Here is a 26,336-nt window from a genome sequence, read left to right as displayed (position 1 = left end):
AAGTCTCTGTACGGCGCGACGGCTCTGGCCTCCGTGTGTGTGGCAGTGGCACTCGTTGCCGGGCTGACGCGCGGGGATTCCGGCGGGGACGACCGTAAGAAGGAGGCCGGAGCGGCCTCCTCCCCCTCCCGGGACGAGGGCGGGAGCGGGAGCGGAGCCGACGACGGCAAGAAGCCGGAAGAGAAGTGGGACGGAAAGGTCCACGTCCTCGGGGACGGCTCGACGTCCTATACCGGTCCGCAGCCGAAGGTGGCCAAGCCGGAGAAGCTGAAGCCGGGCGAGAAGCCGCCGCAATTCGTCGTCTTCTCCTGGGACGGCGCGCTGGAGAACGACGACAAGCTCTTCTCCCACTTCCGCCGGGTCGCCCGCCAGAACAACGCGCAGATGACGTACTTCCTGACGGGCATCTACCTGCTGCCGAAGGCGGACCGGAAGAAGTACGAGCCGCCCCGGCACAAGCCGGGCGAGGCGGCCATCGACTTCACCTCCGACGCCCACATCAAGGACACCCTGGAGCAGCTGCGCGGCGCGTGGCTGGAGGGCAACGAGATAGGCACGCATTTCAACGGCCACTTCTGCGGCAAGGGCGGGGGCGGTGAGTGGACCACGGACGAATGGAAGAAGGAGATAGCGCAGTCCTATTCGTTCGTGCAGAACTGGAAGACCAACACCGGCTTCAAGGATGTCGACCCGCTGCCCTTCGACTACAAGAAGGAGCTCGTGGGCGGCCGCGCCCCGTGCCTGGAAGGGCAGAAGACCCTGATACCGGCGGCGAAGTCCCTCGGCTGGCGCTATGACGCCAGCTCGCCCGGCGACTTCCAGTTGTGGCCGTCGAAGATCGACGGCATCTGGAATTTCCCGCTGCAACTGCTGCCGTATCCGAAGAGCGAGCGCCAGGTGCTCTCGATGGACTTCAACTTCCTCTACAACCAGTCCGGTGACAACACCAACGGTGATCCCGCCAAGCGCCCGGAGTGGCTGAGGCTCACCAAGGAGGGTTACCTCAACGGCTTCGAGCGGGTCTACAACGGCAGCCGGGCCCCGCTGTTCATAGGCAACCACTTCGAGACCTGGAACGGGGGGATCTATATGAAGGCCATGGAGGAGGTCATGAAGGACGTCTGCCGCCGGGACGGGGTGCGGTGCGTGTCCTTCCGGCAGGTGGCCGACTGGCTGGACGCCCAGGACCCGAAGGTGCTGGCGAAGCTGCGGAGCCTGGACCCCGCGCAGGCGCCGGACTGGAAGACTTTCATCAAGTAGCCCCCGGGCCCGCCTCCCGAGGGGGCGGGCCCGCGTGCCGTCAGTTTCCGGGCTTGCCCATGTACCGCGTCCAGATGTCGATCGGGTACGTGCTCCCGGTGGCCGACTTCGCCGCGCCGCCCACGCCGTCCAGCGGAAGCAGTTCCTGCGAGGCGGGGTCGATGCGGAAGAGCGAGACGGCGGTGGACGTGGTGCCGCGGTAGCCGACGAACCAGGCGGACTTGTTGCCCGGGCCGGTGCCGGTCTTGCCCGCCGCGTCGGGCCCGGCCCCCTTCGCGACCGTGCCGGTGCCGCGCCGCACGGCCTCGCGCAGCGCGTCGTCGACGGACGCGGCCACCCCCGCGGGCAGGGCGCGGGCGGGGGTGGGCTTTCCGACGGCGACGGCGTCGCCGTTGCGGCTGAGCTTGTCGACGGAGTACGGCTCGCTGTGCATGCCCTTGGCGGCGAAGGTGGCGTACGCGCCGGCCATGCGGATGGGGCTGGGGGTGCTGGTGCCGAGGGAGAAGGCGGGCACCTGGGTGCCCATGCTCTCGGCGAGCAGGCCGGTCCGCACCGCCGTGCCGCGCACCCGCTCCAGGCCCACGTCCATGCCCAGCTGCATGATCGGGGAGTTGACGGACTGCGCGACCGCCTCCTTGAGCGAGATCTTCCCCCAGGACTTGTTGCCGTCGTTGACGGCCTTCACGATCTTCCCGGAGCGGTCCCAGTACGGGCCCTCCGGCGTGCGCACGGCCACCTTGTCGTTGCCGTCGTAGACGCTGGCGGGGGTCACGGGCGTGCGCGGGCCGCCGCGTTCGCGCTGGATGCCGTCGCGGAGGGCGGCGGCGTAGACGAAGGGGCCGAAGGCGGTGCCGGCGGGGACGACGGTGGAGTTGGCGTCGTTGAAGCCCTGCTTGAGGTAGTCGGGGCCACCGTAGAGGGCGAGGATGCGCCCGTCGGTGGAGACGGAGGCGGCGCCGAAGCGGACGTGCTTGTCCGCGTCCCGGGTGCCGGGTTCGAGTCCCTGGCGTACGTCGGCGACGGCCTTGGCGAGCGCCTCGACCCGGGGCTTTTCGAAGGTGGTGCGGATCTGGTAGCCGCCGAGGTCGAAGTCGGCGTCGGAGACGTCGGTGTGGGCGCTGACATAGGCGCGGGCGGTGTCGACGAGGTAGCCGGTCTGGCCGTTGAGGCCGACGGGCTTGGGCGGGGCCTTGGGCTCGGGGAACCTCGTGTACGTGGCCCGCTCCCGCGGCGAGAGCCTGCCGATGGCGACCATGCGGTCCAGGATCCAGTTCCAGCGCTCGACGGCGCGCTCGTGGTTCTTGGCGCTGATCGCCGGGTCGTACAGGGCGGCGCCCTTGAGCAGGGAGGCCAGCATCGCCCCTTCGCTCACGTCGAGCTGGGAGACGTCCTTGCCGTAGTAGGCGTGGGCGGCGCGCTGGATGCCGTAGCTGCCGCGCCCGTACCAGCTGGTGTTGAGGTAGCCCTGCAGGATGTCCGATTTGCTCATCTTGTTGTCGAGCTTGATGGCGATGAACATCTCGGTGAGCTTGCGGCTGAAGGTCTGCTGCTGGTTCAGGTAGGCGTTCTTCACGTACTGCTGGGTGATGGTGGAGCCGCCCTGCCGGTCACCGCCGCTGACCATCTTGGTGACGGCGCGCATCATGCCGCTGGGCGAGACGCCGCTGTCGGAGTAGAAGGTCTCGTTCTCGGCGGCGAGTGCCGCCCAGCGCACCTTCTCGGGGATCTTGTCCAGGGCCGCTTCCTGGCGGTCGACCGGACCCGTGCGGGCCATCTCGGAGCCGTCGGCCCAGTAGTAGACGTTGTCCTGCTGGGTGGCGAAGGCGTTGAGGTCGGCGGGTATCTCGGTGCGCGCGTACATGATCGCGACGAGGGCGGTGAGCGTGCCGGCCACGGCGCCGAAGAGCCCGAGCGTCTGACGCCAGGAGGGTATCCAGCGGCGGAAGCCGGTCCGCCCCGGCCGGGGGTAGGCGGGACGCAGGCGCCCCACCAGGGCACGGCGAGGGGTGTCACGCCGTCGGCGGCCACGCGCAGGGGTGGGCTTTATGCGGGTTATGCGGGCACGTGCCCCGCTATGTTGTTTTTCGACCACCGATGACCTGACCTCGTCCGAACGTCCGTCGCTGCGTCTGCCGCTCGATATATTCCAGTTCGATATTCCCGGAGTCTGCCATAAACGGAATCTGAAGATCCGTCAGATCGTTGAAAACCGTCCGATTCCTTTACACTCCTGTAGAGGTAAAGAGAAAATCAGCGGGATCAGCAGAAGGATCATCGGACACATGGAAGCGGCCACACCCGCCGGTGTCGTGCGCCAGGGCCGGCGCAGGGCGAGCGGAGCACTGGAGGGCGAGGTTCTCGCCGCACTGCAGAGGGCGGGCGCACCGCTGACCCCCCGCGAGGTCCAGGCCACGCTCCCGGGCGAGCTGACGTACAGCACCGTGGTGACGATCCTGTCGCGGCTGCACGCCAAGGAGGTGCTCACCCGCACCCCCCGCGGCCGCGCCTACGCCTACGCGCCACTCACCGACGAGGCCGGCCTCGCCGCCCGCCGGATGCACAAGGTCCTCGACGGCCGCACCGACCGCGAGGCCGTGCTGACCCGCTTCGCCGACGGCCTGGGCGAGGAGGACGAGGCGCTGCTGCGGCAGCTGCTCTCCGGCGGCGTACCCCGCGCCCGCTAGCCGGCCCGGGGCACGCGCCGGGCACCTCAGGCGCGCAGCCAGACGCGCCGGTCGCGCGCCACGGTGTGGATACGGTCCACCCGGTCCGGGTGGAGGACGCCACCGAGCGCGCCGAGCCCGGCGACCTCCTCCTCCCGCAGTACCCGCACGTCCTCCAGCGAGGCCGCCACTTCGACGTCCTTCGCGCCGACCAGCACCAGGACCGGCCGGACGGTCACCAGGAAGCCGCAGCCCCGCGAGAGCACCAGCGAGGACCGTGCCGCGCTGTGCCGGACCCGGCGGACGTACGGGCAGGGCCGCCGCTCCCCCGCCGCCCCGGGCGCGAGGTCGCGCCCCACCTCCACCCGCGCCTCACGCACCGGCTCCGCCTCGACGTTGAAGACCCCACCGGGGCCGATCAGCAGGTGGGGGATCACCGCGTCCCCCGGCAGGACGATCGAGTGCACCACCTCCCAGCCGCCCGCCGCCAGCCCCTCCAGCGCCGCCCCGACGAGCTGCTCCGCGGCCAGCGCCCCCCGCCAGTGGTCCTCCACGGGCCGGCGGCCCAGGAGCCTGGCGAGCGTCAGCCGGACGCGGCCGGTACGGGACGCCTCGAGCCGGGCGCGCAGCATCTCCCCGGGCCGGTTCGGCGCGAGGTCGTCGTCGGGAGGCAGGAAGAGCCTTTCCGGGTCGTAGCGCCTTCCGTCCGCGCCCCTCTTCGATTCCGGCCGCTCGCCCACGCCCATCACCCCCACCCGCCATATTGCCGCAGAAGCGCGGGAACCAACCCATTCGTCCGCCCGTTGGAACGCGTGAGGCCCCGCGACATCCCCCCGACCGCGGGGCCTCCGCCATGCCCGGACCCGCCCCGGGCCCATCGTCGGCCGGGCCGGCGAGGGGGCTCGCGGGTCGCTGGCGCGTTCGGGCGCTTCCCGTCCGACATCGCGCCATGGTGCTTTACTTCACCAACTGGCGACCTAATTATCCCTTTTGCCGCATTGCATATTGAAGGGATAGGGCCCAGTGAGAGCAGCAGCCCTGTACGGAACCATCGGATCCCTGATCCTCACCGGACTCACCGGCCTCCCCGCCACCCCCGCCCACGCCCTGGACCCCGGCCTCGCCGAAACCCGCGGGGTGGCCCTCGCGGCCCGGCAGGCCGCCGCCAAGGGCATCGACTTCGGCACCTGCCCCGCCGTCGAGGGCCTGAACGGCTCCGTGGAGTGCGGCACCGTGTCCGTACCACTGGACTACGCCCACCCGCGCGGCAAACACATCCGCCTCACCGTCAGCCGTGCGCGCGCCACCGAAGGGGGCGCGGGCCGGCAGGGGGCGATCGTCTTCAACCCCGGCGGCCCCGGGGGCAACGGCATGTTCTACCCCCTGCTCGCCGGCCTCCCCCAGTGGCGCAACGTCGCCGACGCCTACGACCTGATCGGCTACGCCCCACGCGGCGTCGGCCGCTCCGCCCCGCTGTCCTGCGTGGACGCGGCCGGCTTCGTCAAGGGCCCCACCCTGGCCCCGCACCACCCCAGCGCCGCCTACAAGAAACGGCAGCTGGCCAAGGCCCGCGCCTACGCCCGGGGCTGCGCCCGCAAGAACGGCACCGCCATGCGGCACTTCACCAGCCTCAACAACGCCCGGGACCTCGACGTCCTGCGGGCCGCGCTGGGCGAGCGGAAGCTGAACTTCATGGGGGCGTCCTACGGCACCTACTTCGGCGCCCTGTACGCCGCGCTCTTCCCCACGCACGTACGCCGCATGGTCTTCGACAGCATCGTCAACCCCGACCCCCGCAAGATCTGGTACGGCAACAACCTCGACCAGTCGGCGGCCTTCGAACGGCGCTGGGCGGACTGGCGGCGCTGGGTGGCCAAGCACCACGCGGTCTACCACCTGGGCCGCACGGCGCAGGAGGTGCTGGCCGCGTACGAGAAGGCGAGCAAACGGCTCGAGAAGCAGCCGGCCGGCGGCACCGTGGGGCCCGGCCAGATGCAGGGCGCCTTCCTGAAGGCCGGCTACTCCGACAGCCACTGGGCACGCGACGCCCGCGCGCTGTCGGCGTATCTGCGCGGCGACGACAAACCGCTGATCGCGCTGGCCGCGCCCGACGCGGGCTCGGCGCGGGCCGCCGAGAACGAGAACGCTGTCTACACCATCGTCGAGTGCAACGACGCGTTCTGGCCGCGCTCCTGGCCGGTGTGGGACCGCGACAACTCCAAGCTGGCCCGCAAGGCCCCGTTCGAGACGTGGAGCAACGCCTTCATGAACCTGCCGTGCGCGTTCTGGCAGGGCCCCCGGCAGCGGCCGCTCGATGTGAAGGTGGCCCGGCGGTCCGGCCTGCCGCCCACGCTGATGCTGGCCGCCGAGAAGGACGCGGCCACGCCGTACAAGGGCGCACTCGAGCTCCAGCGCCGGATCGCGGGCTCGGTCCTGGTCACCGAGCGGGGCGCCGGCACGCACGGCATCGGCGGCGGACCCAACGCCTGCGTCAACGACTACCTGGAGGCCTACCTGCTCGGCGGCGACCTCCCGGCCCGGCGCACGTACTGCTCACCACGCCCGCAGCCGCGCGCGACGGCCTGACGGCGGCCGGCGGGCACCCCACGGGGCGCCCGCCGTCCGCCGCGAACCTCCGCGAACCTCAGGCGAGCCCGGCCACCAGGTCGGCCACGGCCTTGCGGCGACCGGTGTAGAACGGCACCTCTTCGCGCACGTGCATGCGGGCCTCGGAAGCGCGCAGGTGACGCATGAGGTCGACGATGCGGTAGAGGTCGTTGGCCTCGAAGGCCAGGATCCACTCGTAGTCGCCCAGCGAGAACGAGGCGACCGTGTTGGCCCGGACGTCCGGGTAGCCGCGGGCCATCTTGCCGTGGTCGGCGAGCATGCGGCGGCGGTCCTCGTCGGGCAGCAGGTACCAGTCGTACGAGCGCACGAAGGGGTACACGCTGACGTAGTCGCGCGGCGTCTCGTCGGCGAGGAACGCCGGGATGTGCGACTTGTTGAACTCGGCCGGACGGTGCAGCGCCATGTTCGACCAGACCGGCTCCAGCGCGCGGCCCAGCTTCGTGCGGCGGAAGAGGTTGTACGCGTCCTGGAGGGCGTCCGAGGTCTCGGAGTGCCACCAGATCATCACGTCCGCGTCGGCCCGCAGCCCCGAGAGGTCGTACGTACCGCGGACCGTGACGTCCTTCTCGGCGAGCCGGTCGAAGAGCTCCTCGACCTCGTCGGCCCAGCCGGCGCGGTCCTGCGGCAGCACGTCGCGCAGCTTGAACACCGACCAGAGGGTGTAGCGGATGACCTCGTTGAGGTCCTTGGCCTTCTTGCCGGCGTTCGGGGTCTTCACGGGGGCGTCAGTCATGGTTCCTATTCTCCCCTGTCGTCCCCCGCGCCCTCGGCCAGGGTCGCGAGAAGCTCGTCGGCCGCGCGGTGGCCGCTGCCCACGCAGGCCGGGATGCCCACGCCGTCGTAGACCGCGCCGCAGACCCGCAGGCCGGGCAGGCGGGCGATGTGTTCGCGGATGCGCGCCACCCGCTCGAGGTGGCCCACCGGGTACTGCGGCAGCCCGGCGTCCCAGCGGGTGACGCGGGTGGCCACCGGGGCGGCCGCGAGGCCCACGGCGTCGCCGAGGTCCTTCAGCGACATCGCCACCAGCTCGGCGTCCTCGCGCCCGAGGTCCTCCTCGTCACCGAACCGCCCGATCGAGGTGCGCAGGACGAACAGGTCCGGGTCGGCGTCGGCGTTCCAGCGCCACTTGTTGCTGGAGAAGGTGGACGCCTTGATCTTCCGGCCGTCGACCGGGGGCACGAGGAAGCCGCTGCCGTGCAGCAGGCCCTCGACCTCGGAGCGGCGGAAGGCCATGGTGACCAGCGCCATGGAGGCGTACTCCACATCGACGAGGGCGTCGACGGCGGCACCCGCGCCCCGGGCGCGCGCCGCGCGGGCGATGATGCGCGCCGCGTCGTGCGCGGGGGTGGCGACGACGACGGCGTCCGCCGGCAGCGTCTCGTCCTCGACCTCGACCAGCCAGCCCTCGCCGGCGGGCGCGATCTCCGTCACGGGCGCGTCGGTCCGGATCACCCCGCCCCGGGCCCGGATCGCGGCGGCGACGGCGAGCGGCAGCTCCCCGATGCCGCCCTCGATGCCCAGGAAGACCGGTCCGCCCTGCTGGGGCGCGGCCGCTGCCCGGGCCTGCAGCGCCCGTACGGCCGCGGTGAGCGTGCCGTGCGTCCGGGCGGCCTCGAAGAGCTGGGGCACGGCCGTCCGCAGGGAGATGCGGTAGGCGTCACCGGCGTAGACGCCGCCCAGGAGCGGCTCCACCAGCCGGTCGACGACCTCGCGGCCCATGCGCTCGGCGACGTAACCGCCGATCGCGACGTCCTCGCCGAGCTCGGTGGGCGGCAGTTCCTCGTCCCGGGCGATGCGGGCCAGGCCCTCGGCCGAGAGCACGCCGGAGGCGGTCAGCGCGCCGAGGTCGCCGGGCACGCCCATCATGTGGCCCGTGGGCAGCGGCCTGAGCTCGCCCCGGCTCCAGATCATGGCGGTGGCGGAGGGCGGCCGCAGCCGGTCTCCGAGCCCGACCGCGCGGGCCAGGGCGACTGCCTCCGGCCGCCGCGCGAGCATCGACTCGGCGCCCAGGTCCACGGGCATGCCCGCGATCTCCCCGGCGCGCAGCTTGCCGCCGAGGCGACCGGACGCCTCCAGGACGGTCACGCGCGCCCCGCCCTCCAGCAGCCGGTGGGCCGCCGCCAGCCCCGAGATGCCGCCGCCGATGACCACCACGTGCCGCGAGGGAGAGTGCGCTGAGCTCATGGCCCCACTGTCTCAAATCCCCATGACAGGGCCGTCGGCACCCCATTGACACCGCCCGGCACCCGGCCGAGACTCGCGCGACACGATCACCCGAACGTTTACGGAGACCCCATGAGCGACCGCATCCGGGATGTGTACATCGTCGACGCCGTCCGTACCCCGGTCGGCAAGTACGGCGGCGCCCTGGCGTCCGTACGCCCCGACGACCTCGCCGCGCACGTGCTGCGGGCCCTGGCCGGGCGGTCGCCCGGGCTGGATCCGGCCCGCATCGACGACGTCGTCCTGGGCAACGCCAACGGCGCCGGCGAGGAGAACCGCAACGTGGCCCGCATGGCCGTGCTGCTCGCCGGGCTCCCCGTGTCCGTACCGGGTGCGACCGTCAACCGGCTGTGCGCCTCCGGGATGGAGGCGGTCGTGCAGGCGTACCGGGCCGTCGCCCTCGGCGACGCGTCCGTGGTGGTGGCGGGCGGCGTGGAGTCGATGAGCCGGGCGCCGTGGGTGCTGCCGAAGCCGGAGCGGGGCTTTCCGGCCGGGCATCAGGAGCTGTACTCGACGACGCTGGGCTGGCGGATGACCAATCCGGCCATGCCGCCGCGCTGGACGGTCTCCCTCGGCGAGGGCGCCGAGCTCATCGCCGACCGGCACGGCATCACCCGCGAGCAGCAGGACGCGTTCGCGTTCGCCAGCCACGGCAAGGCCGCCCGGGCATGGGCGGAGGGCGCGTACGACGCCGAGGTCGTACCGCTGCCCGGGGTGGACCTCGCGCGGGACGAGTGCATTCGCGACGCCACGTCCCCGCAGGCGCTGGCCAAGCTGAAGCCGGCCTTCCGGGAGGTGGGCGGCACGGTCACGGCGGGCAACTCCTCACCGCTGAACGACGGCGCGGCCGCGCTGCTGCTGTGCGACGAGGAGGGGCTGCGGGAGTGCGGCCGCGAGCCGCTGGCCCGGGTGCGGGCGTCGGCGGTGACGGGCATCGAGCCGGACCTCTACGGCCTGGGCCCGGTCGAGGCCGTGCGCCGGGCGCTCGCCAAGGCGGGCCGGACCTTCGCCGACCTGACGCACGTCGAGCTCAACGAGGCCTTCGCCGCCCAGGCCCTGGGCTGCCTCGCCCAATGGCCGGACCTGGACCCGGGCATCGTCAACCCGCGCGGCGGGGCCCTGGCGATCGGCCACCCGCTGGGCTGTTCCGGCGCCCGGCTGGCGGGCTCGCTCGCCCATCAGCTCGCGGCGGCGGGCTCGGGCACGGGCATCGCCGCGCTGTGCATCGGGGTGGGGCAGGGACAGGCACTCGTCCTGGAGCGGTGAGCCCCGCCGGCCTGTAGCCGGGGTGGTCCGCGGTCCGGGAACGGCGGGACATCGCCCGGGCCTGGGCCGCCCGCCGGGGGTAGGTCAGCCCCATGACAGCGCCCTCCGTCTGCACCGGCGTCCCTGAACGCCGCCCCCGCCGGGCACCCCGGGGCCGTCACCGTGCACGGGTACGTCCTCGACGGCGCGGGCGAGCCCGTGCCGGACGCGCTGCCGGAGTTCCGGCAGGCGGCCCCGGACGGCTCACTGTCCGGCGCGCCCGGCAGCCTGCGCCGGGACGGCGCGGCCTTCACCGGCTTCGCCCGCGTCCCCACCGGCGGCGACGGCCACTACGCGCTGCGCACGCTGCTGCCGGGCGGCGCCCCCTACCTGGCGCTGTGCCTCTTCGCCCGCGGCCTGCCGCGCCCCCTGTTCACCCGCGTCTACTTCCGCTTCTTTCTCCAGGTGGGATCCGGCTCGTAACGTGGGCCGCACAACCGGCGAGAGGACGGCGACGCGATGGCGCAACGGCGGCTGGTGGTCATCGGGGGTGACGCGGCGGGCATGTCCGCGGCCTCCCGCGCCCGCAGGCTCAAGGACCCCGGGCAGCTGGCGATCACGGCGTTCGAGCGCGGCCGCTTCGCCTCGTACTCGGCGTGCGGCATCCCCTACTGGGCCGGGGGCGTGGTCGACGGGCCGGACGCGCTGATCGCCCGGACGCCCGGGGCGCACCGCGAACGCGGCATCGATCTGCGGATGCGGACCGAGGTGACCGACATCGACGTGGCCGGGCAGCGGGTGCGGGCCCGTGACCTGGCGTCGGGCCGACAGGCGTGGCACGGCTTCGACGACCTGGTCGTGGCGACCGGGGCCCGCCCGGTGCGTCCGCCGCTGGAGGGCATCGACGCGCCGGGCGTGCACGGGGTGCAGACCCTGGACGACGGGCAGGCGCTCCTCGACGCGCTGGGGTCCACGCCGGGCCGCCGCGCGGTCGTCATCGGCGCCGGCTACATCGGCGTGGAGATGGCCGAGGCCCTGCGCCGGCGGGAGTACGACGTGACGGTTCTCGAGCGCTCGGCGCAGCCGATGTCCACGCTGGACGCGGACATGGGCGCGCTGGTGCGCGAGGCGATGTGCGGCATGGGCATCGACGTGGTGACGGACACGGCCGTCACCGGCATCGTGACGGGACCGGGCGGGCGGGTGGCCGCGGTCGCCACGGACGGCCGGGAGTTCCCGGCCGATGTGGTGGTCCTGGGGCTCGGCGTACGCCCCGAGACGGGCCTGGCCGACGCCGCGGGGCTGCCGCTCGGCGAGTCGGGCGGGCTGCTGACGGACCTGGCGATGCGGGTGCGCGGCCACGACAACATCTGGGCGGGCGGCGACTGTGTCGAGGTCCTGGACCTGGTCTCGGGCCGTACCCGGCACATCGCCCTGGGCACGCACGCCAACAAGCACGGCCAGGTCATCGGCACGAACGTCGGCGGCGGTTACGCCACGTTCCCGGGCGTGGTCGGGACGGCCGTCAGCAAGGTCTGCGACCTGGAGATCGCCCGTACCGGCCTGCTGGAGGCCCAGGCCACGGCCATGGGGCTGCGGTTCGTCACGGCCACGATCGAGTCGACGAGCCGCGCCGGCTACTACCCGCGGGCGCGGCCCATGACGGTGAAGATGCTCGCCGAGCACGGCACGGGACGGCTGCTGGGCGTTCAGATCGTCGGCCGCGAGGGGGCGGCGAAGCGCGTGGACGTGGCGGCGGTGGCCTTGACGGCCCGTATGACGGTGGATCAGATGACCGCGCTGGACCTGGGCTACGCGCCGCCGTTCTCCCCGGTGTGGGACCCGGTACTGGTGGCGGCGCGGCGCGCGGCGTCGGCGGTGGCCACGACCAAGTGAGCCCCTGCCCTCCCCCAGCTACCGCTGGGAGGTGCCCCGGGAAAATTCGGCCCGTCCGGCGATTGAGGACCGGGGGTCCGGGGGCGGAGCCCCCGGTCAGCGCGCCGTGCGCTCGTGCACGTACTCGACCAGCCGCGTGAGCGCGTCCGGGTCCATGCTCGGCATCACACCGTGCCCCAGGTTGAAGACGTGCCCCTCCAGCCCGCGCGCCGCGGCGAGGACCTCGTCCGTCTTCGCCTCGACCGCCTCGCGCGGGGCGAAGAGGACGGCCGGGTCCAGGTTCCCCTGCAGCGCCTTGCCGGGGCCGACCCGGCGGGCGGCCTCGTCCAGGGAGACGCGCCAGTCGACGCCCACGACGTCCGCACCGGCCTCGCCCATCAGGCCGAGCAGCTCGCCGGTGCCCACGCCGAAGTGGATGCGCGGCACGCCGTACCCGGCGACGGAGTCGAAGACCTTGCGGGAGGCCGGCATGACGTAGCGGCGGTAGTCGGCCGGGGCGAGGGCGCCGGCCCAGGAGTCGAAGAGCTGGACGGCGCTCGCACCCGCCTCGATCTGGACGCGCAGGAAGGCGGAGGTGATGCCGGCCAGCCGGTCGACGAGGTCGGCCCACAGCTCGGGGTCGCCGTACATCATGGCCTTGGTGTTCTCGTACGTCCGCGACGGCCCGCCCTCGATGAGGTAGCTGGCCAGCGTGAAGGGCGCGCCGGCGAAGCCGATCAGCGGGGTGGCGCCCAGCTCGGCGGTGAGCATGCCGATGGCCTCGGTGACGTAGGGGACGTCGGAGGGGTCGAGGGCGCGCAGCCGGTCGAGGTCGGCGCGGGTGCGGACGGGCTCGGCGACGACGGGGCCGACGCCGGGCTTGATGTCGAGGTCGACGCCGATGGCCTTGAGGGGCACGACGATGTCGCTGAAGAAGATCGCGGCGTCGACGCCGTGGCGGCGCACGGGCTGCAGGGTGATCTCGGTGACGAGCTCGGGCCGCATGCAGGACTCCAGCATGGGGATGCCCTCGCGGACCTTGCGGTATTCGGGGAGCGAGCGGCCCGCCTGCCGCATGAACCAGACCGGGGTGTGCGGCACGCTCTCGCGGCGGCACGCCCTCATAAACGCCGAATCGTGTGCCGCGGTGCGGCCGGTCTGCTGGTGGCTGCGCTCACTCATGCCCCAAATCTTCGCACGGGCCGAACGAGTGACCCGCCCGTGTGGGTGTCCCTACCCGGAACCGCGGGTTGTTCCGCCTAGTCTTCCGGGCATGGCTGCGGCGCAGGGACACCTCTCGGACGGTCCGGACGACGCGGATGGGGAGGGCACCCCGTCCGTCTTCCGGCAAGCGGTCGCGGGGCTGCAAGGGGTACGCCTGCGGCCCGAGATCGAGCTGGACGCCACACCACCGCCCCAGCGGCTGGCGCCTTTCTCGTACGCGCTGGAGGCGGCGGTCGTGGTGGACGACGAGGAGCTGGCGGACGGGCGGCTGATCCTGCTGCACGACCCGGCGGGGCACGAGGCGTGGGGCGGCACGTTCCGTCTGGTGACGCTGGTGCACGCGGAGCTGGAGCCGGAGATGGCGGCGGACCCGTTGCTGCCCGAGGTGTGCTGGACCTGGCTGACGGGTGCTCTGGAGGCCCGGCGGGTGCCGTACACGGCGCCCAGCGGCACGGTGACGCGGGCGAGCTCCCATTACTTCGGCGGGCTGCGGGAGCGGGAGCCGTCGACGCGGATCGAGATCCGGGCGTCGTGGTCGCCGGCCCCGGCCAAGGCCGCCGCGGGCCCGGCCGGCCCGGCAGGTGCGGCGGGCGTGGCGGGCGCGGCAGCGGCGCCGGACACGGCGGCGCATCTGTCGGCGTGGTGCGATCTGCTGTGTCAGATCGCGGGGCTGCCGCCGGGCGGCGCCCCGGAGGCGGGCATCGTGACCCTGCCCCAGCGCCGGGGGCCGCACAGCAGCCGCTAGGGGGCGCCTCCTTCCCGCGCTCCCGCCCGTCCGTGCCGGGGCACCGGTGTGTCCCGGATGGTCTCCGGCGGTGCGTTTCTGCCATTGTTCGGCAGGGTTTCCGCCATCTCCGGTGACAAAAATGAGCAACTCGATCGGGCAATCGTCCGAATTGCCCGAATTGTTACTCATCAATTCGTGATCATTCCCTAAAGCCGGGCCGTTTCATTGCCGAAGGACCTTGTGACCCTTCCCATACGGATCGCCCCGGCTTATCCCCAAGTCGGCACCGGTCCCCGCCACTCCCCCCAATGGAGGCCTGGTGTCCGTTCTCCTCGAGCAACCCGCTAGCCTCGCCTACCGCCCGAACAAACCGACCGCCATGGTCGTCGTCGCGGACCCCCGGGTCCGCTCCACCGTCACGCGCCACCTGTGGGCGCTGGGCGTGCGCGACGTGATCGAGGCGTCGTCCATCGCGGAGGCCCGGCCGCGCATCGGCAGCCCGCGCGACATCTGCGTCGCCGACGTCCACCTTCCCGACGGCTCCGGCCTGACACTGCTCTCCGAGACCCGCGCCGCGGGCTGGCCCAACGGTCTGGCCCTGTCCGCCGCCGATGACATCGGCGCCGTGCGCAACGCCCTCGCGGGCGGCGTCAAGGGCTACGTCGTCACCGGCACCCGTACCAATCTCGGCGTCCCCGGCCGTCCCGGGGCCGCCCCCATCGGCTCGGCCGCCGCCCGCATGCAGCGGCGCCCACCGGGCGCCCCCGGCCACCCCGGTGGCTACCGTGAGCTGTCCGGACGCGAGGTGGAGGTGCTGCGGCTGGTTGCGGAGGGCCAGTCCAACAAGGCCATCGGCGTCTCGATGGGGCTCTCGGCACTCACCGTCAAGAGCCACCTCGCCCGCATCGCCCGCAAGCTCGGTACGGGGGACCGGGCCGGAATGGTGGCCGTGGCCCTGCGCACCGGCATCATCCACTGACCCGCGGGAAACCGCGCCGCGCCCGTCGCCGGAACGTTCCGGCGACGGGCGCTTGCCATCCACAGATACCCTTGACCGGTGACCGACGCCCAAGACACCGCAGCAGACACGACACTGCGAACCACCGGGGGCGGCCCCCCGGACGACGTCGATTCGGCGCCGATCCCGTTGCTGGAACCGCGTGAAGGCATGCCCCCGGTCGTCGCCGACGCCGACGCCCTGGCCCGGGTGGTCGCGGCCTTCGCCGCGGGCACCGGCCCCGTCGCCGTCGACGCCGAGCGCGCCTCCGGCTACCGCTACGGCCAGCGCGCCTACCTCGTACAGCTGCGCCGCGAAGGCGCCGGGACCGCGCTGATCGACCCGGTCGGCTGCCCCGACCTGTCCGCCCTGGGCGAGGCCATCGCCGACGCCGAGTGGGTGCTGCACGCAGCCACCCAGGACCTGCCGTGCCTGCGCGAGATAGGGATGGCTCCGGCGCGGCTCTTCGACACGGAGCTGGCGGGACGGCTCGCGGGATTCGCGCGGGTGGGGCTCGGAGCCATGGTCGAGAACGTCCTCGGGTACGCCCTGGAGAAGGGCCACTCCGCCGTCGACTGGTCCACCCGCCCGCTGCCCGAGCCCTGGCTGCGCTACGCCGCGCTGGACGTGGAGCTCCTGGTGGACCTGCGCGACGCGCTGGAGCGGGAGCTGGCGGAGCAGGGCAAGCTGGACTGGGCCCGCGAGGAGTTCGACGCCATCGCCTCCGCGCCGCCCGCCCCGCCCCGCAAGGACCCCTGGCGGCGCACGTCCGGCATGCACAAGGTGCGCCGGCGCCGGCAGATGGCCGTGGTCCGCGAGCTGTGGACGGTGCGCGACCACATCGCCCAGCGGCGCGACGTCTCCCCCGGCAAGGTGCTGGGCGACGCCGCGATCGTCGAGGCCGCCCTCAGCCTGCCGCCGAACGCCCACGCCCTCGCCGCGCTGCCCGGCTTCGGGCACCGGATGAGCCGTAAGCAGCTCGAGCAGTGGCAGGCCGCGGTCGACCGCGCCAGGGCCCTGCCGGACGCGGAGCTCCCGCAGCCGGGCCAGCCCCTGACGGGCCCGCCGCCGCCCCGCGCCTGGGCCGACAAGGACCCGGTCGCGGCCGCCCGGCTCTCGGCGGCCCGCTCGGCGGTCTCCGAGCTCGCCGAGCGACTCACGATGCCGCAGGAGAACCTGATCACCCCGGACACGGTGCGCAGGCTGTGCTGGGAGCCCCCGAAGGACCCCACGCCGGAGACGGTGGCGGAGATCCTCTCCGCGCACGGCGCGCGGGCGTGGCAGGTGGAGCAGGTCACTCCCGTGCTGGTGAAGGCCCTCGCGGAGACGACGACGGCCTGAGCCACCTTTCACCACTTCTTGTCCTCAAACGCCGGACGGGCTGGATTTCCAGCCCGTCCGGCGTTTGAGGACCGGGGTCCGGGGCGGAGCCCCGTGCAGGGGCACCCCGGCGGCGGAATGTGACCTTCGCCGCTCCCGCCGAAGGGTCTGGGCAGCATGGTTACCCGCAAGTAGCATGACCGGTGTCAGCCCGCACCGCGGCGGAGCCGTCTCGGCATGCCCGCGCAGCGATCCGCACCTGGAGGAGAGCCAACGTGCCTCGTACCGCTAGGGACGTCGTTTTCGTCGACGGCGTCCGCACCCCGTTCGGCAAGGCGGGCCCGAAGGGCATCTACCACGAGACCCGCGCCGACGACCTGGTCGTCAAGTGCATCCGGGAGCTGCTGCGCCGCAACCCGGACCTGGACCCGGCCCGCATCGACGAGGTCGCCATCGCCGCGACCACGCAGATCGGTGACCAGGGGCTGACCCTCGGGCGTACGGCCGGCATTCTCGCGGGCCTGCCGCAGTCGGTCCCCGGCTACTCCATCGACCGCATGTGCGCTGGTGCGATGACCGCCGTGACGGCCGTCTCGGGCGGCGTCGCCCTCGGTGCCTACGACATCGCCCTGGCCGGCGGCGTCGAGCACATGGGCCGTCACCCCATGGGCGAGGGCGTCGACCCGAACCCGCGCTTCGTCTCGGAGAAGCTGGTCGACGAGTCCGCCCTGTTCATGGGCATGACGGCGGAGAACCTGCACGACCGCCTCCCGCACATCACCAAGCAGCGCGCCGACGAGTACGCCGTGCGCAGCCAGGAGAAGGCCGCCAAGGCGTACGCCGACGGCAAGATCCAGGCCGACCTGGTGCCGATCTCCGTGCGCCGCACCTCTCCCGAGGGCGGCGAGACGGGCTGGGGCCTGGCCACCGCCGACGAGCCGATGCGTCCGGGCACCACGCTGGCGAACCTGGCCGGCCTGAAGACCCCGTTCCGTCCGCACGGCCGGGTCACCGCGGGCAACGCCGCCGGTCTCAACGACGGTGCCACCGCCTCGCTGATCGCCGCCGAGGACGTGGCGCGCGAGCTGGGCCTGCCGGTCAAGATGCGCCTGGTCTCCTACGCCTTCGCGGGCGTCGAGCCCGAGGTCATGGGCATCGGCCCGGTCCCGGCCACCGAGAAGGCGCTGGCCAAGGCCGGCCTGTCGATCGACGACATCGGCCTGTTCGAGGTCAACGAGGCCTTCGCGGTGCAGGTGCTCTCGCTCCTGGACCACTACGGCATCGCCGACGACGACCCGCGCGTCAACCAGTACGGCGGCGCGATCGCCTTCGGTCACCCGCTGGCCTCCTCCGGCGTCCGTCTGATGACGCAGCTGGCCCGCCAGTTCGAGGAGCAGCCGCACGTCCGCTACGGCATCACCACGATGTGCGTCGGCTTCGGCATGGGCGGAACGGTCATCTGGGAGAACCCGCACTTCGACGGAGGCAACAAGTGAGCACCACCGCTGAGCTCCTGAAGGGCGCGGCCGAGCTGTTCCCCGACGAGGTCGTCACCCAGGCGCACGTGCGCCACCTCGACCTGCCGGGTGCGGGGCGGTTCGCGCTCATCACGCTGGACAACGGCTTCGACCACACCAAGCCGACCACCTTCGGCCCGAAGTCCCTGGCCAACCTCAACGTCGCGATCGACCAGGTCGAGGCGGAGGCCAAGGCGGGCGAGATCACCGGCGTCGGCATCACCGGCAAGCCGTTCATCTTCGCCGTCGGCGCCGACCTCAAGGGCGTCGAGCTGCTGAAGCGGCACGAGGACGCGCTGGCCATCGGCAAGGGCGGCCACGACGTCTTCAAGCGGCTCTCCTCGCTGGCGGTCCCGACGTTCGCGTACTACAACGGCGCGGCGATGGGCGGCGGCGTCGAGGTCGGCCTGCACTGCACCTACCGCACGGTCTCGGCGGCGCTCCCGGCGTTCTCCCTGCCCGAGGTCTTCCTGGGCCTGGTGCCCGGCTGGGGCGGCTGCACCCTGCTGCCGAACCTCATCGGCGCGGACCGCGCGGTGTCGGTCATCATCGAGAACTCGCTCAACCAGAACAAGCAGCTGCGCGGCAAGCAGGTCTTCGACCTGGGCATCGCCGACGCGATCTTCGAGGGCGCGGACTTCCTGGAGCAGTCGCTGCTGTGGACGGCGTCCGTCCTCAAGGGCGAGCTCGAGGTGTCCCGGCCCGAGATCGACCGCGGCGAGGCCTGGGACCAGGCCGTCGCGCGCGGCCGCTTCATCGCCGACTCCAAGGTGCACGGCGCCGCCCCGGCCGCCTACCGGGCGCTGGACATCATCGCCGCCGCCAAGAACGGCGACCTGCGCCAGGGCTTCGACGCCGAGGACCAGGCCCTCGCGGACCTGATCATGGGTGGCGAGCTGCGCAGCGGCATCTACGCCTTCAACCTGGTGCAGAAGCGCGCCAAGCGGCCCGCCGGCGCCCCGGACAAGTCGCTCGCCCGCCCGGTCTCCAAGGTCGGCGTCGTCGGCGCCGGTCTGATGGCCTCTCAGCTGGCGCTGCTGTTCGCCCGCCGCCTGGAGGTGCCGGTCGTGCTGACCGACATCGACCAGGAGCGCGTCGACAAGGGCGTGGGCTACGTCCACGGCGAGATCGACAAGCTGCTCGGCAAGGGCCGCATCAACCAGGACAAGGCCAACCGCCTCAAGGGCCTGGTGACCGGCGTCCTCGACAAGGCCGCCGCCTTCGGCGACGCGGACTTCGTCATCGAGGCCGTCTTCGAGGAGATGGGCGTCAAGCAGAAGGTGTTCGCCGAGGTCGAGGCGGTCGTGCCGGAGCACGCCATCCTCGCCACGAACACCTCCTCGCTGTCGGTCACCGAGATGGCCTCGAAGCTCAAGCACCCCGAGCGGGTCGTGGGCTTCCACTTCTTCAACCCGGTCGCGATCCTCCCGCTGCTGGAGATCGTGCGCGGCGAGCGGACGGACGACGCCTCGCTGGCCACCGCCTTCGGCGTCGCCAAGAAGCTGAAGAAGACCGCGGTGCTGGTCAAGGACGCCCCGGCGTTCGTCGTCAACCGCATCCTGACCCGCTTCATGGGCGAGATCCAGAACGTCATCGACGAGGGCACCCCGGTGGCCACCGCCGAGAAGGCCGTCGAGCCGCTCGGTCTGCCGATGTCGCCGCTGGTGCTGCTGGAGCTGGTCGGCCCGGCGATCGGCCTGCACGTCTCCGAGACGCTGCACGGCGCGTTCCCCGACCGCTTCACGGTCTCGCCGAACCTGGCCGCCGTGGTCAAGGCCGGCAAGCGCGGCTTCTACGTCTACGACTCCGGCAAGCCGGAGCTGGACCCCGAGGTCGCCGCCCTTCTGGTGCAGGGCGACAGCGTCCTGACGGAGGAGCAGGTGCGCGCCCGCGTCCTGGACGCCGTCGCGCAGGAGATCGGCCTCATGCTGGACGAGGGCGTCGTCGCCGAGGCGCAGGACATCGACCTGTGCCTGATCACCGGTGCGGGCTGGCCCTTCCACCTGGGCGGCATCACGCCGTACCTGGACCGTGAGGGCGTCTCGGAGCGGGTGCTCGGCCGCCGCTTCCTCGCGCAGGGCGTGGCGAGCGTTCCGGCGTAACGCACGCACGCGTGGGGTTCGGGGGCTCCGCCCCCGGACCCCCGGTCCTCAACCCCCGGACGGGCTGGATTTTCCAGCCCGTCCGGCGTTTGAGGACATGCTCCATCCCCTGGCCACCTCCACCAGCGCCCGTACCGCCCTCGCGACGAGCGTGTCGTCGAGCCGCACCCGCCGGCTGTGCTCCACGTGCAGGAACGGGGCCCCCACCGCGTCCGCGTGGTCGCCCTCCACGTTCGTGCGGCCCTCCAGCCGGCCGCAGTAGCGCTGCCACACCTCGCACACCCGCAGCCCCTCCTTGCGCAGCCCGCCCGCCAGGCGCCGGGCCGAGGGAAGTCCCGCGTCGCCCTTGCCCGGTGAGACGACCACGTCATGGTCGGGAAGGCTGCTGTCGGCGAAGCCGTGCACCTGGACCGCCGGGAGCCGGCGGTCGGCGAGGGAGTCGGCGACCGCGGCGAAGACCGAGTCCGACCGGTGCGCGACGTCGGCCGCGCCCTCGTCGGCCTTGTCGCCGCTGTCGCCCAGGGTGCGGTAGGCGCCCGCGAGGATCAGCACCCCGCCCGGGGCCCCGCGCAGCAGCCCGAGTCCGAGCTGCTCGGTGCGCAGGTCGGCCGTGGGGTGCGGCACCTGGACCGACCAGCGGGCGGGGCCGCGCAGGTCGACGTAGACCCGCCCCCAGCCCCGGGTGGCGTCGCCGTCCGGGGTGGCGTCGGCCACCTCGGCGTACCGCCGCCCGCCGTCGGCCCGGTCGACGAGGGTCCGTACGGTGTAGCCGGCCGTGCCCAGCGCCTGCTCGGCGGCCGCGCGGTCGCCGTCCAGCAGCAGGCGGACGCCGTCGGCGACGGCCTTGCGGTCGTGGACGGCGGGGACGCGGTACCGCCCGTTCTGGTCGATGCGGTCGGTGAAGGCGGTGATGCGCCGGCCGAGGTCGACGGGTGTGCCCTGTTCCGCCGCGTCGTCCTGCCGGCCGCCGGCCGCGCCGCTCTGAGGGCCCGTGAGCGGGCGGGCGGGCGGCTGCGCGCAGCCGATGAGGCCGCCGAGCAGCGCCCATGTCACCGCGCCGAACAGCGCGGGCCTGACGGTGGCCGCCATGGCCGGCTTGAGCTTCATGCCGGCAAAAATACCCTCGCCCGGGGGCTGTTCCCGCCGCGCCCGAATCGTCCCCCGTGCCCGGTCGGACAAGACGTTCATACGGAATAGGGGACCGGAATCGGGTGAATCGGCATCAGCGGCGGCCTTGGTATAGATACGGCAAAGCACAGAATGCGATCAAGACCGCTCGGACTCTTTTGGTGATTCTTTCGAATTTCCCTAGACTTCGATCGCTTTACCCTACGCATACGCAGAGCGGCAGACAGATCAGGCACCCCGTGGTCCCGGCATGCCCCGCGTGCCGCGACCGAGAGGAAGACTGTTGTCCGCTTCGCGCGGCCCCCGCCGGCGCAAGGCGCGCCGCCGCGCCGACATGCCCCTGCTGGGCGGCGCCCGGCCCCCGATAGCCGCCCTGCTGGCGCTGTTGCTGGCGGTCGCCGGCACGACGGCGCTGGTGCTCGGCGACCGGGACCGGACGGCGATCGACACGGCCGTTCTCACCTCCCAGCAGCACGTGGCCGAGGACGGCGCCCTGTCGTTGCGCGCCTCCCTCGACGAGAGCATCACCGACCTCGAGCGCGCCGCCGCCCAGTTCGGCGGCGGCACGTCGCCCGACACCGTTCTGGACACCCTCGGCAAGGTCTACAACAAGTGGCGCGGCACCGCCGTCGTCGACCCGGCGGGCGGCACCCTGCTCGCCGCGCGCGGCGAGAACATCCCGCTCGCGACCGTGCTGAAGGGCCGGCCCGGAAATGACGACAAGGGCAATCAGGACAGTCAGCGCGATAAAGAAGGAAAAGACCTCGGGGACGTCCTCGGCCCACGGCTGGTGAAACTGCCGTCCGGCGAGACCCGGATGCTCGTCGTGGCCGCCCTGCGCGGCAGCGCGGAGACCCGGCTGCTGGTCGCTTCCGGCACCCTCAACGTGCCAGGCATCTCCTCGGGCGAGAACCGCTCCCTGCTGGTCGTGGACTCCGCCGGTACCGTCCTGGCCAGCGACGGCCCCTCCGTGGCCCGCAAGTCCTGGGCGAAGAAGGCCCGCGGCAAGGCCGCGGCCGACTCCGCGAAGACCCCCGAGCCCGGCGGCCACCCCGGCGTCAGCGGCCACCTCATGGGCGAGGTGCGCGGCGACGTCCGTACGGCCGTGGGCTACGCCGCCGCGGGCCGCGCGCCCGGCGAGACGAGCTCGGCCGGCGCCCTGGGCCTGTCGGTGATCACCTCGGTCAAGGTCACCGACGACTCCAGGACCGTGCGCACCCAGGCCTTCGGACTCGTCGCGGCCGGCATCCTGCTCGTCCTGGCCCTGCTCGTGTGCTGGGTGCTGCTGCGGACGGTCCAGCGACCGCTGCTGCGGCTGTACCTGGAGAGCCGCAGGCTCGCCCGGGGTGAACTGGACCGCCCCCTGCCGCGTTTCAGGGGCCGGGAGACGGCCCGCGTCGGCGCCGCCCTGGAGAGCCTGCGCGGCCAGCTGCTGGGCGGGCGGCCCACCCGTACGGGCCGGGCGCGCGGCGGGTTCGGCACCCGTTCCACCGTCGTGGTGTGCGCGCTCGTCCTGCTCGCCTGGGCGGCACCGCTGCTGCTGCTCGTCAACCGGGCCGGCAGCGGCGTGGCCGTACCCCAGCAGCTCGTCGACGACCAGCGCCGCCGCACCGACACCGCCTCCGACCGGGTCCGCCGGGCCCTCAACGAGGGCTGGGCGGACGTGGCCTCCGTGGCGCGGACCGTCGCCGTCGGCACCCGCCAGGACGACTCCGGCAAGGACGGGGACGCCGACAAGGCCATCCTGGACCGGACGCTGCGCGAGCACGGCCGCTACCGCGCCGTCTACGTGATCGACGGCGAGGGCAAGGTCCTCTCCCGGGCCGGGGAGTCCCCGCGCCACCCCTCCGGCAAGCCGCCCCGCCCGGACGGCGTCGCCCAGCTCAACACCTCCGGCAAGGAGCCCGTCATCGCCGCCTACGCGGCCGTGCCCGGCGCCAAGGGCCGTGCGGTGGTCGGCGAATACGACCCGCGGTTCCTGATCTCGCTCGTCACCCGGCCCGGCCTCGGCCGGGTCTGGCTCGTCGACAAGGGCCACCGGGTCATCGCCGCCGACCGCGGCCACGGCTTCCGCGCCTTCTCCGAGCTGCCGTCCAAACACCTCGGGGTCCTCGCGGACGCCGCCCGGGAGAAGCGCGGAAAGGGCACCGGCACCGCCTTCCTGCACCGCTCCGACGGCTCCTCCGACATCGCGGCGGCCTCCCCCTTCACCGGCGGCGGCGCCGTCCGGGACCTGGACTGGCAGGTCATCAGCTCCCAGCCGACCGCCTGGCTCGAGCTGCCCGAGCACTCCGCCCAGCGGCGCACCATGCTCGCCGGGCTGCTGGGCGTGAGCGCCGCGGTGGCCTGCCTGGGCTGGCTGCACATCGTCGTCGTCCGCCCGCTGCGCGCCCTCGCCGACCGGGCCGAGGCCCTGGCCGGCGGTGACCGCAAGACGGTGCTCTTCCCCCAGCACCACGACGAGGTCGGCGCGGTCGTACGGAACCTGGAGCTGATCCGGCAGCGCCTGGCACGTCCCTCCGGAAGGACCTGAGCCCGTGCTCTTCCTCTACACCGTGCTCGTGATCTGCTGCGCCGTCGTCCTGGTCGCCGGCGTCGTCGAGCAGCGCCGCCACTTCACCAATCTGGAGCTGATCCCCACCCGGGTGCTCATCAACGGCATCCGCGGCAAGAGCTCCATCACCCGCCTGTGCGCGGGGGCGCTGCGCGGCGGCGGGCTGGTCACGGTCGCCAAGACCACCGGCACCGCGGCCCGCTTCATCCACCCGGACGCCACCGAGGAGCCCGTCTACCGCAAGTTCGGGATCGCCAACGTCGTCGAGCAGATCGGCATCGTGCGACGGGCCGCCGCGTACCGCCCGCACGCCCTGGTGATCGAGTGCATGGCCGTCATGCCGGCCCTGCAGGAGGTCAACCAGACCAAGCTGATCCGCTCCACCATCGGCGTGCTGTGCAACGTCCGCGAGGACCACCTGGCCGAGATGGGCCCGACCCTGGACGACGTGGCGCGCTCCCTGAGCCGGTCGATGCCGCACGGCGGCATCTGTGTGACGGCCGAGCGCGACCGGCTGCACATCCTGCGCGAGGAGGCGGCGAAGCGGGACTGCCGGCTGATCGCCGTGGACCCGGAGACGGTCAGCGACGCCGAGCTGCGCGGCTTCAGCTGGTTCACGTTCAAGGAGAACGTCGCCATCGCCCTCGCCGTCGCCGAGCTCCTGGGCGTCGACCGGGCGACCGCGCTGCGGGGGATGTACGACGCGCCGCCGGACCCGGGCGTGCTGTCGGTGGAGCGCTACCGCACCCGCGAGGGCATGCCGTTCCGCTTCGCCAACATCTTCGCGGCCAACGACCCGGAGTCGACGCTGATGAACGTCGAGCAGCTGCTGAGCCTGGGGGCGATCGAGCGGCCGCTGCACGTCCTCATCAACTGCCGTCCCGACCGCGTCGAGCGCAACGGTCAGATGGGCGAGATCATCCCCCGGCTGGCGCCGGACTCGGTCTTCCTCATCGGCCACCCCACCAAGAGCGCCCACGACGCGATCCCCGCCGAGTGGCGCGAACGGGTCGTCGATCTCGGCGGCGACCGCCGGGAGGCCGCCGAGCTGGAGCGGGAGATCCTCGACCGCCTCGGCCCCGGGGCCTCACTGGTGGCCATCGGCAACATCCACGGCCAGGGCGAGCTGCTGCTGGAGCGACTGGCCGAACTGCCGGCGGACGACGAGCCGGCGCAGGCACAGCAGCCGGCGGAGCCCCCGGTGTATGTCCCGACGTACATAGATCCTTCAGGAGACTTCCGTTGATCCCCGCCGTCCTCACCCCGGAGATCGCCGCCATCGGGATCGCGCTGGGCCTGCTGTTCTCCCTGGTCTGTTATCTGACGACCAATCTCTCCCCCGGCGGCATGATCACCCCTGGCTGGCTGGCCCTCACCCTCGTCGAGGACCTCCAGCGTGCGGCCATGGTCGTCGGCATCACCGTCCTGACCTACCTGGCGACGCTGCTGCTGCAGCGTCACGTCATTCTCTACGGCAAGCGGCTGTTCGCCGCCGTCGTGCTGACCGGCGTGGTGCTGCAGGCGACCTTGCACCTCATCCTCCAGCAGCAGTTCCCGCTGATGTACGCCAACCAGACCCTCGGCTTCATCGTCCCCGGTCTGATCGCCTATCAGCTGGTGCGCCAGCCCCGCGGCGCGACCCTGCTGGCCACCGGCACGGTCTCGCTCGCCAACTACGTCGTCCTGACCGCCGGGATCCTGCTCGGCTTCATGCCCACCGCCTGATCCCCTCTCCTTCCCGACGGAGCGCACACCCATGTCCCGGAAGTCAACGGAACGCAAGCAGCCGAAGGCCCGGAAGAAGGCCCGGGGCCAGGGCGGCCGCCGCGCGCTGCAGACGCTCGTGGTCCTCGGCCTGCTCGGCACCAGCGCCTATCTGACCGTCGAGCTGCGCGAGCGCCAACAGGACACGGCCCCGCCGGTCGAGTCCGTGGGCGCCGGCTCGGGCGGCTCCTCCGGCGGCAAGGCCGTTCCCGCCGGTGAGCGCCGCTTCGAGCGGCTGGCGAACCCGGCCCGTACGGTCGTGCGCTCCGCCGACGGCAGCGTCCTGGCGACCTTCACCGACAACGCCCGTACCGCCGTCCTCACCGGCCCCAGCCGTACCTTCGCCGAGCCGAAGTTCACCTCCGCCAAGGTGGTCACCGACAGCTGGGTGCGGCTGCTGCCGGAGGCGTGGCAGGAGGGATCGGAGAAGGACTCCTGGTTCAAGGAGTGGTTCGACAGGAGCCTGGGCGCGAAGGACCCGGACATCTTCGCCATCTCCATGGAGTACCTGGACGGCGCTCCCCGCAAGAAGGACGCGCGCGGCATCTTCTACGCCGGTGACGCCCAGTTCGGCCCGCTCAACCCGGGCGGCTCCCAGGCGGGCGACATGCGCCTGGAGCAGTCCGACTTCTACGACTACCTGGGCATCCCGTACACCTTCCGCGACGGCACCGTCGAGCGCCCCGAGCCCCAGCGGCTGCGCGCCATGGACTGCTCGGGCTTCGTACGCACCGTCTTCGGCTACCGCGCCCGCTACCCTCTGCTGGGCAAGGACGCCAAGGGCGACGGCCTGGCCCGCACCTCCAACGGCATGGCCCGCCTCTCCCCCGGCGTCGAGGTCCTGGAGCTGAACGGCAAGCGGCCGGAGGCCACCGACAAGCTCCAGCCGGGCGACCTGGTCTTCTTCGACATCGACAAGCGCACCGGCGACCGCCTCGACCACGTCGGGATCTACCTGGGCCTCGACACGGACGGCAAGCCCCGCTTCATCTCCAGCCGCGAGGAGGCCAACGGCCCCACGTTCGGCGACAAGGGCGGCACGGCCCGCCTGGACGGCAACGGCTTCTACGCGACGGGGCTGCGCAGCGCCAAGCGGCTGTGAGCCGCCG

General features: G+C 72.6%; 19 protein-coding genes and 2 pseudogenes. 15 read left to right on the top strand and 6 right to left on the bottom strand.

The features are described from left to right. Positions 1-6: 6 nt before the first annotated feature. Positions 7-1,260 carry a hypothetical protein gene (locus tag ABZ956_RS11870; protein WP_361891437.1) on the top strand — a complete coding sequence of 418 codons (1,254 nt, stop codon included), beginning with the start codon at positions 7-9 and terminating at the stop codon, positions 1,258-1,260. A 40-nt stretch (positions 1,261-1,300) separates the two neighbouring features. On the opposite strand, the gene ABZ956_RS11865 is transcribed toward ABZ956_RS11870, so the two are convergent. Then, complete coding sequence (locus ABZ956_RS11865) at positions 1,301-3,241, bottom strand: transglycosylase domain-containing protein (RefSeq protein ID WP_361891435.1); 1,941 nt, start codon at positions 3,239-3,241, stop codon at positions 1,301-1,303. 301 nt (positions 3,242-3,542) lie between these two features. Between ABZ956_RS11865 and ABZ956_RS11860 the strand changes: the two genes are divergently transcribed. Beyond that, on the top strand, positions 3,543-3,944 hold the full coding sequence (locus ABZ956_RS11860; RefSeq protein WP_361890736.1) for a BlaI/MecI/CopY family transcriptional regulator: 402 nt from the start codon (positions 3,543-3,545) through the stop codon (positions 3,942-3,944). 26 nt (positions 3,945-3,970) lie between these two features. Here ABZ956_RS11860 and ABZ956_RS11855 read toward each other — a convergent pair whose 3' ends face one another. Further along, entirely contained in the window at positions 3,971-4,663 is a 693-nt protein-coding gene (locus ABZ956_RS11855) for a nuclease-related domain-containing protein (protein WP_361890733.1), read from the bottom strand. A 283-nt stretch (positions 4,664-4,946) separates the two neighbouring features. Between ABZ956_RS11855 and ABZ956_RS11850 the strand changes: the two genes are divergently transcribed. Next, entirely contained in the window at positions 4,947-6,509 is a 1,563-nt protein-coding gene (locus tag ABZ956_RS11850) for an alpha/beta hydrolase (RefSeq protein ID WP_361890731.1), read from the top strand. A gap of 58 nt (positions 6,510-6,567) precedes the next feature. Here ABZ956_RS11850 and hemQ read toward each other — a convergent pair whose 3' ends face one another. Together hemQ and hemG are read right to left on the bottom strand one after the other, a co-directional pair. Next, on the bottom strand, positions 6,568-7,284 hold the full coding sequence (gene hemQ, locus ABZ956_RS11845; RefSeq protein ID WP_361890729.1) for a hydrogen peroxide-dependent heme synthase: 717 nt from the start codon (positions 7,282-7,284) through the stop codon (positions 6,568-6,570). Between the two features lie 5 nt (positions 7,285-7,289). After that, positions 7,290-8,735 carry a protoporphyrinogen oxidase gene (gene hemG / locus ABZ956_RS11840; RefSeq protein WP_361890727.1) on the bottom strand — a complete coding sequence of 482 codons (1,446 nt, stop codon included), beginning with the start codon at positions 8,733-8,735 and terminating at the stop codon, positions 7,290-7,292. 111 nt (positions 8,736-8,846) lie between these two features. Between hemG and ABZ956_RS11835 the strand changes: the two genes are divergently transcribed. The 3 genes and pseudogenes from ABZ956_RS11835 (at position 8,847) to ABZ956_RS11825 (ending at position 11,915) form a co-directional block, all read left to right on the top strand. Continuing rightward, a complete protein-coding gene (locus ABZ956_RS11835; RefSeq protein ID WP_361890725.1) occupies positions 8,847-10,040 on the top strand; it encodes a thiolase family protein in 1,194 nt (397 codons plus the stop codon). 132 nt (positions 10,041-10,172) lie between these two features. Then, positions 10,173-10,466 (top strand): annotated as a pseudogene (locus ABZ956_RS11830) (protocatechuate 3,4-dioxygenase subunit alpha); the annotation flags it as partial. Between the two features lie 72 nt (positions 10,467-10,538). Continuing rightward, entirely contained in the window at positions 10,539-11,915 is a 1,377-nt protein-coding gene (locus ABZ956_RS11825; RefSeq protein WP_361890722.1) for an FAD-dependent oxidoreductase, read from the top strand. A 96-nt stretch (positions 11,916-12,011) separates the two neighbouring features. On the opposite strand, the gene hemE is transcribed toward ABZ956_RS11825, so the two are convergent. Then, positions 12,012-13,076 carry a uroporphyrinogen decarboxylase gene (gene hemE / locus ABZ956_RS11820; RefSeq protein ID WP_361890719.1) on the bottom strand — a complete coding sequence of 355 codons (1,065 nt, stop codon included), beginning with the start codon at positions 13,074-13,076 and terminating at the stop codon, positions 12,012-12,014. Between the two features lie 91 nt (positions 13,077-13,167). Between hemE and ABZ956_RS11815 the strand changes: the two genes are divergently transcribed. The 5 genes from ABZ956_RS11815 (at position 13,168) to ABZ956_RS11795 (ending at position 19,781) form a co-directional block, all read left to right on the top strand. Next, positions 13,168-13,863 (top strand): DUF3000 domain-containing protein, encoded by a 696-nt coding sequence (locus tag ABZ956_RS11815; protein WP_361890716.1) that lies wholly within the window; start codon positions 13,168-13,170, stop codon positions 13,861-13,863. Between the two features lie 301 nt (positions 13,864-14,164). Continuing rightward, complete coding sequence (locus ABZ956_RS11810; RefSeq protein WP_071963467.1) at positions 14,165-14,824, top strand: response regulator transcription factor; 660 nt, start codon at positions 14,165-14,167, stop codon at positions 14,822-14,824. Positions 14,825-14,902: 78 nt separating this feature from the next. Continuing rightward, positions 14,903-16,183 (top strand): ribonuclease D, encoded by a 1,281-nt coding sequence (locus tag ABZ956_RS11805; RefSeq protein ID WP_361890713.1) that lies wholly within the window; start codon positions 14,903-14,905, stop codon positions 16,181-16,183. Positions 16,184-16,437: 254 nt separating this feature from the next. After that, positions 16,438-17,658, top strand: coding sequence for an acetyl-CoA C-acyltransferase (locus tag ABZ956_RS11800; RefSeq protein ID WP_361890711.1), 1,221 nt, complete (start codon positions 16,438-16,440; stop codon positions 17,656-17,658). Next, a complete protein-coding gene (locus tag ABZ956_RS11795) occupies positions 17,655-19,781 on the top strand; it encodes a 3-hydroxyacyl-CoA dehydrogenase NAD-binding domain-containing protein (protein ID WP_361890708.1) in 2,127 nt (708 codons plus the stop codon). Before ABZ956_RS11800 ends, ABZ956_RS11795 begins: the two co-directional genes overlap by 4 nt. 48 nt (positions 19,782-19,829) lie before the next feature. Here the strand turns inward: ABZ956_RS11795 and ABZ956_RS11790 are convergent, their stop codons facing one another. Next, positions 19,830-20,888: a hypothetical protein gene (locus ABZ956_RS11790; protein ID WP_361890705.1), complete on the bottom strand. Its 1,059-nt coding sequence runs from the start codon at positions 20,886-20,888 to the stop codon at positions 19,830-19,832. 304 nt (positions 20,889-21,192) lie between these two features. Between ABZ956_RS11790 and ABZ956_RS11785 the strand changes: the two genes are divergently transcribed. The 4 genes and pseudogenes from ABZ956_RS11785 (at position 21,193) to ABZ956_RS11770 (ending at position 26,329) form a co-directional block, all read left to right on the top strand. Next, entirely contained in the window at positions 21,193-23,442 is a 2,250-nt protein-coding gene (locus tag ABZ956_RS11785) for a HAMP domain-containing protein (RefSeq protein ID WP_361890702.1), read from the top strand. A 4-nt stretch (positions 23,443-23,446) separates the two neighbouring features. Next, a pseudogene (gene pgsB / locus ABZ956_RS11780) lies at positions 23,447-24,628 on the top strand (poly-gamma-glutamate synthase PgsB); the annotation flags it as partial. A 77-nt stretch (positions 24,629-24,705) separates the two neighbouring features. Then, entirely contained in the window at positions 24,706-25,188 is a 483-nt protein-coding gene (locus tag ABZ956_RS11775; RefSeq protein WP_361890699.1) for a poly-gamma-glutamate biosynthesis protein PgsC/CapC, read from the top strand. A gap of 31 nt (positions 25,189-25,219) precedes the next feature. Then, positions 25,220-26,329, top strand: a complete 1,110-nt coding sequence (locus ABZ956_RS11770) for an NlpC/P60 family protein (RefSeq protein WP_361890697.1) — start codon at positions 25,220-25,222, stop codon at positions 26,327-26,329. The last annotated feature ends 7 nt before the right edge of the window (positions 26,330-26,336 follow it).

Source organism: Streptomyces sp. NPDC046261 (assembly GCF_040646235.1).
Taxonomy (GTDB): Bacteria; Actinomycetota; Actinomycetes; order Streptomycetales; family Streptomycetaceae; genus Streptomyces.
This window is presented reverse-complemented; position numbering and strand designations above follow the sequence as displayed.